7 protein-coding genes and 2 pseudogenes are annotated in these 7731 nt (G+C 74.5%); 1 reads left to right on the plus strand and 8 read right to left on the minus strand.

Annotation, left to right across the window (positions count from 1 at the left end; translation table 11 throughout):
* Positions 1-267: pseudogene (locus E1298_RS48860) on the plus strand (hypothetical protein); the annotation flags it as partial.
* A 45-nt stretch (positions 268-312) separates the two neighbouring features.
* Here E1298_RS48860 and E1298_RS40990 read toward each other — a convergent pair.
* From E1298_RS40990 to E1298_RS48865, 8 genes and pseudogenes are all read right to left on the minus strand, one after another.
* Complete coding sequence (locus tag E1298_RS40990) at positions 313-921, minus strand: response regulator (RefSeq protein WP_131902778.1); 609 nt, start codon at positions 919-921, stop codon at positions 313-315.
* Positions 922-1064: 143 nt separating this feature from the next.
* The gene (locus E1298_RS40995) at positions 1065-1730 is read right to left on the minus strand and encodes a response regulator (RefSeq protein ID WP_131902779.1); all 666 of its coding nucleotides are present in this window, start codon (positions 1728-1730) and stop codon (positions 1065-1067) included.
* Between the two features lie 3 nt (positions 1731-1733).
* Positions 1734-3044, minus strand: a complete 1311-nt coding sequence (locus tag E1298_RS41000) for a sensor histidine kinase (protein ID WP_131902780.1) — start codon at positions 3042-3044, stop codon at positions 1734-1736.
* Positions 3045-3129: 85 nt separating this feature from the next.
* Positions 3130-4374, minus strand: coding sequence for an alpha/beta hydrolase (locus tag E1298_RS41005; RefSeq protein WP_131902781.1), 1245 nt, complete (start codon positions 4372-4374; stop codon positions 3130-3132).
* A 1-nt stretch (position 4375) separates the two neighbouring features.
* Positions 4376-5518 carry an alpha/beta hydrolase gene (locus tag E1298_RS41010; protein ID WP_131902782.1) on the minus strand — a complete coding sequence of 381 codons (1143 nt, stop codon included), beginning with the start codon at positions 5516-5518 and terminating at the stop codon, positions 4376-4378.
* A gap of 211 nt (positions 5519-5729) precedes the next feature.
* Positions 5730-6722 carry a cytochrome P450 gene (locus E1298_RS41015; protein ID WP_131902783.1) on the minus strand — a complete coding sequence of 331 codons (993 nt, stop codon included), beginning with the start codon at positions 6720-6722 and terminating at the stop codon, positions 5730-5732.
* Positions 6723-6874: 152 nt separating this feature from the next.
* Positions 6875-7519, minus strand: a complete 645-nt coding sequence (locus tag E1298_RS41020; protein WP_165975912.1) for a LuxR C-terminal-related transcriptional regulator — start codon at positions 7517-7519, stop codon at positions 6875-6877.
* Positions 7520-7521: 2 nt separating this feature from the next.
* Positions 7522-7731: pseudogene (locus E1298_RS48865) on the minus strand (hypothetical protein); the annotation flags it as partial.

Raw genomic sequence — 7731 nt, forward strand, 5'->3', positions numbered from 1 at the left:
CAGGCTCCGCAGACCCCGCCGCCCTGGGAGCAGCCCCGCCAGTACACGAACTGGCAGCAACCCTCGCCGCCCCCGCCCGTCCACGGCTATCAGCGCGCCCACGGCGGCGAGCGCCGCAAGACGCTGCTGATCGTGACGATCGCGGTGATCCTCGTGGTGGCCGCGGTGCTGGTCGGCGCCTTCATCATGCGCCAGAAGCTGCAGAGCGGCGCGATGCCGTCGCGGCAGGCACCCGTGTCCGCCGCCTGGACGTCACAGGCGCTCTGACCTCGGCCCCTCGGCGCGTCCCGGCCCTCGGCGCGTCCCGGCGCGTCAGCCGCCGGAGGACAGGGCGTTCAGGGCGAGCCGGAGGGACGCGACGTGGTCGTCGAGCTCGTCGGCGGGCTCGCCGGAGCGCAGCCGGGCGACGTCGTCCTCGACCTTGGCTAGCCGCTCGTCGAGCGACCTCAGCAGGGGCTCGCAGCCGCCGGCGGCGCCCTCGGTGTTGTCGGCGAGCGTCTGGCGCAGCACCCCGGCCTGCCGCCGCAGCTCCAGGTTGCGGCGGTGCAGCTCCACGAACACCGAGACCTTCGCGCGCAGCAGCCACGGGTCGAACGGCTTGGTCAGGTAGTCGACCGCGCCCGCGGCGTACCCGCGGAACGCCTGCTCGCCCGCCTCGCCCGCCGCGGTGAGGAAGATGATCGGGATGTCGCGGGTGCGGGGCCTGGCCTTGATGTGGCCGGCGGTCTCGAACCCGTCCATCCCCGGCATCACGACATCGAGCAGGATCAGCGCGAAGTCGTCGTTCAGCAGCTCCTTGAGCGCCGCCTGCCCGGACGAGACGGACACGACCTCGACGGGCAGCGCGTCGAGCACCGCCGCGAGGGCGACCAGGTTCTCGTCGCGGTCGTCGACGGCGAGGATCCTCGTGGCGTTCGGCACCGGACTCCTTCGCGTCGGTGACGGCCTGTGCGTATCACCCTGCTGCGTATCACCCTGCCATGCCGGCGCGGGCCGGGGCGGTCAATCGCCGGAGAGTGCCGACATTCCAGGACGGCCGCCGCGGCTCCCACGGTATCGGTTCACTAGGGCATCCATCCCGGCTTGACCAGACCCGACTCGTAGGCGAACACGACCAGCTGGGCGCGGTCGCGGGCGCCGAGCTTGACCATCGTCCGGCTGACGTGGGTCTTGGCGGTCGCGGGGCTCACCACGAGCCGGGCGGCGATCTCCTCGTTGGACAGGCCCTCGCCGACCAGCGTCATCACCTCCCGCTCCCGGTCGGTCAGCGCGTTCAGCCGAGGCGACGGCGAGGGCTCCTTGGCCCGCGCGGCGAACTCGGCGATCAGCCGCCGCGTCACGCTCGGCGACAGCAGCGCGTCCCCGGCCGCGACGGCCCGGACGGCGTGGATCAGCTCGACGGGCTCGGTGTCCTTGACCAGGAACCCGCTCGCCCCGCCGCGCAGCGCCTCGAAGACGTACTCGTCGAGCTCGAACGTGGTGAGGATGACGATCTTCACGCCGTCCAGCCGCTCGTCCGAGGCGATCCGGCGGGTGGCGGTGAGCCCGTCCACGCCCGGCATCCGGATGTCCATCAGGATCACGTCGGGGCGCAGGCTGCGCGCCCGCGCGACGGCCTCCTCTCCGTCGCTCGCCTCGCCGACCACCTCGATGTCGGCCTGGGCGGCCAGCAGCGCGCGGAAGCCCGCGCGGACCAATACCTGGTCGTCGGCCAGCAGGACCTTGATCACCGATTACCCCTTTCCGAGCGGAGTCTCGGCCTCGGTGCCCGCGAGGTCGTCTGTCAGGGGCAGCGTCGCGCGGACCTGGAACCCGCCGCCGGTCCGGGGCCCGGCGGCGAACGTCCCGCCCAGCGCGGCCGCCCGCTCGCGCATGCCGCGGATCCCGCTGCCGCCCGGATGGTCGTCCAGGAGGGGCACCCCCCGGCCGTCGTCCTCGACCCGCACCTCGATCTCGTGCTCACCGTAGGCGATGCGGACCCGCGCCGTCACCGGGCCGGACCCCGCGTGCCGCGTGACGTTGGTGAGCGACTCCTGGACGATCCGGAACGCGGCGAGGTCGGTGCCGGCGTGCAGCGGCCGCCGGTCCCCGGTGATCTCGGCCTCCACCTGGAGCCCGGCGGACCGGGCGCGGGCCAGCAGGTCCTCCAGCCGGGCGAGCCCGGCGGTGGGGGAGCGGGGCGCGCTCTCGCCCTGCGCCCGCAGCGCCCCGATCACCCCGCGCATCTCGGTGAGCGCCTCCTTGCTGGCCTCCTTGATCGCGGCCAGCGCCGTCCGCGCCTGCTCGGGGTCGTCGTCCATCAGGTGCAGCGCCACCCCGGCCTGCACGTTGATCATCGAGATGTTGTGGGCGAGCACGTCGTGCAGCTCGCGGGCCATCCGCAGCCGCTCCTCGCTGGCCTGGCGGCGCTCCTCCTCGGCGCGGGTGCGGGCGGCCTCGGCGGCCTTCTGGGCGCGCATCCGGAGCAGTTCGGCGGTGACGAGCACCACCAGCGCCCAGCCGAGGACGAACGCCGTCCCCGGCAGGGTCGGCTCCTCCACGGGGAACAGCCGCCCGGCCTCGCCGCGCCGCTCCAGCGGGATGCCGATCACCGCGGTGATGCCGAAGAAGGCCGCCAGCGCGGCGCCCGTCCCCGCCCAGGCCAGCAGCCGGTGCCCGGCCGTGACCGCGGCCAGCATCGCGACCCCCGCCGCGAACGGCGCCGGACCGTAGGTGTAGCCGCGCAGGAAGTACAGCCCCGTGACGAGGCCGGTCGCGACCAGCGTGAACGCCGGATGGCGGCGGCGCAGCAGGAGCAGGGCCGGGCCGGCCAGCAGCAGGGCGATGCCCAGGCCGTCCAGCTCCTTGATCCCGTAGTCGGGCGGGCCGCCCCCGCCGTGGCTCCACGGCCCGCCGCCCCGCTCGCCGCGCTCCCCGCTGTGCTGCGCGGCCATCGTCCCGAACACCTGGAACAGCGCCAGGAACAGCGGGACGACCCACACGGGCCACAGGCCGGGCCGCGGCCAGTGCGCCCGCACCGGTACGTGCGGCGGCGAAGTGCTCATTCCTGCACGTTAGGACATCGCCCCTCGGTCCACGTCGGCCCGGGGGAGTGAGCACGCCTACTCCCCGAGAGGTAGCCGGAAGCCCCTACTCGCCGCGCAGGTGGGTGCCCAGCCACTCCAGGACGGGCGTGAGGTGGGGCTGCCACTGCTTGAGCGTCTGCGGCGCGCCGGGCACCAGGGACTTCGCCGCCCACATGGGCCGCCTGGCGAGGGCCGCGAACCGTGCGGCCTGCGGGGCGCTCGGGCCGTCGCCGCCCGCCGCGGCCAGGATCGACACCGGCGGCGGCGCGAGGTACTCCATCCGCCACAGGAGGTCGTTGTCGCGGCGGTAGGCGTCGCTGCCGCCGTACGGGTCGTCGTTCGGGCCGTGGACCTGCGGGTTGTTCTGCTCGCCGACCACGCCGCCGCCGGTGGGCAGGCCGAACTGGCCGTCGAGGACGGCGGCGGCGGAGAAGCGGTCGGAGTGCAGCATCGCGAGCCGCGCCGCGCACTGGCCGCCGGTCGCGTACCCGGCGGCGCCCCAGCCGTTGCGGCTCCGCGCCAGCTGGTAGGCGCCCGCCAAGGCGAGCGGGAGATCCTGGGCGAAGTAGGTCTCGGCCTGGCCGCCGGAGCGTCCGGGCAGGTCGAGGCAGGCGGTGGGACGGGCGTCCGGGGCCCCCGCCCTGGGCAGGCCCTTGTCGGCGCCCGCGCCGGCCGGGGGCCTCGGGGCCGGGACGAGCCCGCGCGCCGACCGGACCATCGCGTAGACGACCGGCTGGACGCGTGCCATCGCGTTCACCGCCTCGGGCAGCCGCGCCTGCTTGATCCACGCCGTCTTGCCGTCGGACGGGCCGCCGGACACGACGATGACGACGGGCAGCCGCTTCTTCGCGTACGCGGGCTGGAAGTACTGCGGCGGCAGGTAGACGTACGCCTCCCCGTCCAGCCCGCTGCGCGCGCCCCGGATCTCCAGCCGGTCCACCCGCCCGTCCCGCCGCGGGTCGCGCTCGTGGCCCCGCCGCCGCGGCCCGAGGTCGGTCGTGGTGCGGCGGACGAGCGCGGCGGGGTCGGCCTCCTGCCCGCGGCTCGGCTGCACCTGGTTGACCCGCACCTTCACCGTGTCCGCGCCGAGCAGGTCGTCCCACGTCGCGTAGAACACGAAGTACCGGTTGGTGAGCACGATGATCGCCGCGGTCAGGGTCGCCTGCGCGGCCAGCAGCATCCCGGACCTCGCCAGCAGCGGCCGGGCGCCGGGGCCCGCGGCGCGCGGCCACAGCAGCACGACCGCCAGGAGGCAGCCGGCGGCCAGCCCGCAGACGAGGGTGAGGAACGTCCCGCCGATCGGTTCCATGTCATTCCCCCCGCAGGTGCCCGCTCAGCCACCGGACCGACGGCGGAATGTACTTGCGGAACGTCTTGAAGTTGTGGCCGCCGGTGGGCAGCAGCACCTTGTCGACCACCAGCGGTGGACGCGCGGCCGCCATGAACCGCTGCGCCGACGGGAACGTCTTCTCCCCGACGTCCGCCGAGGCCACGAGGATCGACACCGGCGGCTGCGGAAGGTTCCTCAGCCGCCAGATCAGGTCGTTGCCGCGCTGGAGGGACTTGCTGCCGCCGTACAGCTCGCGGGTGGTGGTGTCGAGCAGCGCGTGGAAGTGCCCGGCCATGCTGACCCCGGCGGCGAACCGGTCGGAGTGGAGCAGGGTGAGCTTCGTGGCGCAGTACCCGCCGGTGGAGTAGCCGGCGAGGCCCCAGCCCTGCCGGCCGTACGGCGCCCGGTATGTCGCGGAGACCGCCTCCGGCACGTCCTGGGCGAAGAACGTCTCGACCTTGGGGCCGCCCGGCACGTCGGCGCACTCGGTGTCCCAGCCGTCCTCGACGGTGGGCCGCATCATCACGTAGATCATCGGCTGGATCTGGCCCGCCGCCCCGGCCTGCGCGGCGTCCTGCGGGATGTGCCCCTTGCTGATCCACACCAGCCGGTCGGCCGCCGGGTACCCGGCGATGAGGATCACGACCGGGAGGCGCCGGGCGGCGTACGCGGGCTGGAAGTACTGCGGCGGCAGGTAGACGTAGGCTTCGGCGGAGATCCCGGTGCGGATGCCGCGGATGTCCAGGTGCTCGACCTGGCCGTCCCGCTCGGGGACGTGCTTGCCGCCGCGCGATGGCCCGAGCTTGGCCCGCACCGTCCGGACGACCTCGGTGGCGGCGGCCGCGTTCGGGTTGGGCGGCGGCTTGTGCCGGCCGGCCTGGGCGTTGCCGCCCGCCGCGCTGATCAGGTCCGTCCACGTCCCGTAGAACAGGTAGTAGCTGTTGAGCGCGGTGATCAGCGTCAGCATGACCGCGACCTGGCAGCCGAGCAGCAGCAGGACGCGGACGCCGGCCGCGCGGGCGCCTCGGGACGCGACGCGCGGCCAGGCCCAGACGGTCGCGCCCAGGCAGGCGAACACGACCACGGCCAGCAGACCGAGCAGCCCCCAGCTCGTCAGACCCACGACCACAGCCCCCTATGGCGCACGCGTGCCGCATTCCGCGGCACGCAAGGAGATAACTCAGCCGGGATACGGCAGAGTTCCAGGAAACGTTCAGCGAACGGCCGGTCTCGGGGACGGCCGCGCGTCACCTGGCCGTCCCCAGGGAGGGCGGCCGGACGCCGGCGGATCCGTGCCGGGCCTGCATGTCATGCGCACTGGCGCTTGCCCGCCGTCAGCCGGTCCAGCGGATCGGTAGCCGCTCGAAACCGTGACGGGCGCTCGAACGCAACATTACCGGCTCTCCGGCCGGACGGGCACGCCCCGGACGGTCCAGCAGCGCGACGAGCAGCGCCCGCAGATGCACGCGGGCCAGCCGCTCGCCGAGGCAGGCACGATCGCCGTAGCCGAAGCACAGATGCGGCCGGACGCGCTGCTCCCGCTGGTGGCGGCGTACGACCCGGAGGGCCCTGGCGCGGGCGGAGTCGCCTCTGACGTGCTCGGACGCGGGCCGTTCCGGGACGAACCGGTCGGCCATGAACCGCTCCGGCTCGGCGAAGACCTCCGCGTCGCGGTTGGCGGACGCGAGCCACAGCGCGACGCGCTCGCCCGCCAGCAGCGGCACGCCGCCGATGACGGTGCCGCGCCGCATCGTCCGCCACACCTGCGTGACGGGCGTCCACCAGCGCAGCATCTCCTCCACGGCGCTGTCGAGGAGCCGGTCGTCGGCGCGCCGCTCGTGGAGCCGGTCGTACTGCCCGGGGTGGCGCAGCAGGGCGTGGAGCCCGCCGGCCAGGGTGTTGCGGAGCGTCTCGGGGAGGTCGGCGGCGACATCGGCGACGAAGTCGACGGGCTCCCCGTCCGGCACCCGGTCCAGCATCGCCCGCGCCGGGGGATCCATGTCGATCAGCGTGGTGCCCCGCCGCCCGTCCGCGCGGCGGCCGTCCCGCGCCTCGGCGGGCGCGTCGTCGATCGTGGGGCCGTGCAGGACGCTGTCGTCGGGCACGGGCACGAACAGCCCGGGACGCGCCAGCGCGTGCTGGACGTCGGAGTACCGCAGGACGGCCCAGGCGCCCGGCCGTTCCGACAGCCGGCCGTCCAGCCACACGACGGGGGTCCGGGTGCGGAGCCGCTCCAGGCGGTCGTAGGGGACGCCGCGGGCGTAGGTTTCGGCGCAGCCGAGGACCTCGGCGTCGGAGATGGGTAGCGTGCCTCGTCGTTGAGGCATGGGAAACCTCCTCTTCCAGGCGACGCTAACGCGTCCCGGGCGGAGGCTGTATGTCCGGTTTCGGCCGTCCTTAGCCGCACCGGCCTTCCCGGACCCGATGGAGCGGGCCATATCAGCGGGCCATATGGGCGGGGCCTATGGGAGCGGATCGGTCAGCCCGCCAGCCACTCCCCGGTCTCCACGCTGACGAGGCCGTGCCGCGCCGCCTCGATCACCGCCTCCCGCTGCGAGTGCACGCCGAGCTTGCTGAGCACGCTCTGGACATGGCTGCGCGCGGTGCTGCGCGTCACCCCCATCGCCTTGGCCAGCGCCTGCGTGGACTCCCCGCGCGCGAGCCGCGTCAGCACCTCGCGCTCGCGCGGGGTGAGGAACTGCGCGAACCGCTGCGCCTGGCTGCGCGGCCGGGCGGGCCCGCCGCGCCGGGCGGCCTGGTCGACGACGACCTCGCCCCCGGCGACGCGGCGCAGCACGGTGAGGATGTCCCCGGCCTGCTGGCCCTTGTGCGCGAACCCCCGCACACCGGCGGCCACGCCCGCCTCCAGCACCGCCTGTTCGAGGTAGCCGGTCAGCACGACGAACCGGGTCTCCGGCGCGGCGAGCCGCAGCCGCGGCATCCATTCGAGCGCGGTGCCGGACGGGAAGTGCAGGTCGATCAGGCACACGTCGGACGGCCGGGCGCGCAGCACCGGCAGGGCGTCCTCGGGGGAGTAGGCCACGCCGACCACACTGTGCCCGGCGTCCGACAGCACCAGCGACAGCGAGTCGGCGAAGACGGCGTGGTCGTCACAGATGATCACTTTCATGGATGGGGCCGCCAGTCGTCGCGATGGGGGGTGACCGGCGCCGCGTCCTCCGGCGGCGGCGCCGACGGGAGCAGCATGCGCACGCGCGCGCCGCCCATCTCGCAGGTGCGGATCTCCAGGCTCCCCCCGTACCCGGAGATCAGGTCGTGCACGATGCCGAGACCGAGCGAGGCCAGCCCGCCCCGCGCCTCGCCGCGCCCGCCCGC

The organism is Actinomadura rubrisoli, from assembly GCF_004349215.1.
Lineage (GTDB): Bacteria > Actinomycetota > Actinomycetes > Streptosporangiales > Streptosporangiaceae > Spirillospora > Spirillospora rubrisoli.

Bases quoted from the DNA above. Each gene is read 5' to 3' on its own strand.
- E1298_RS41000 (WP_131902780.1), bottom strand. From the start codon at position 3,044: ATGAGCACTTCGCCGCCGCACGTACCGGTGCGGGCGCACTGGCCGCGG.
- E1298_RS41015 (WP_131902783.1), bottom strand. From the start codon at position 6,722: ATGCCTCAACGACGAGGCACGCTACCCATCTCCGACGCCGAGGTCCTC.
- E1298_RS41005 (WP_131902781.1), bottom strand. From the start codon at position 4,374: ATGGAACCGATCGGCGGGACGTTCCTCACCCTCGTCTGCGGGCTGGCC.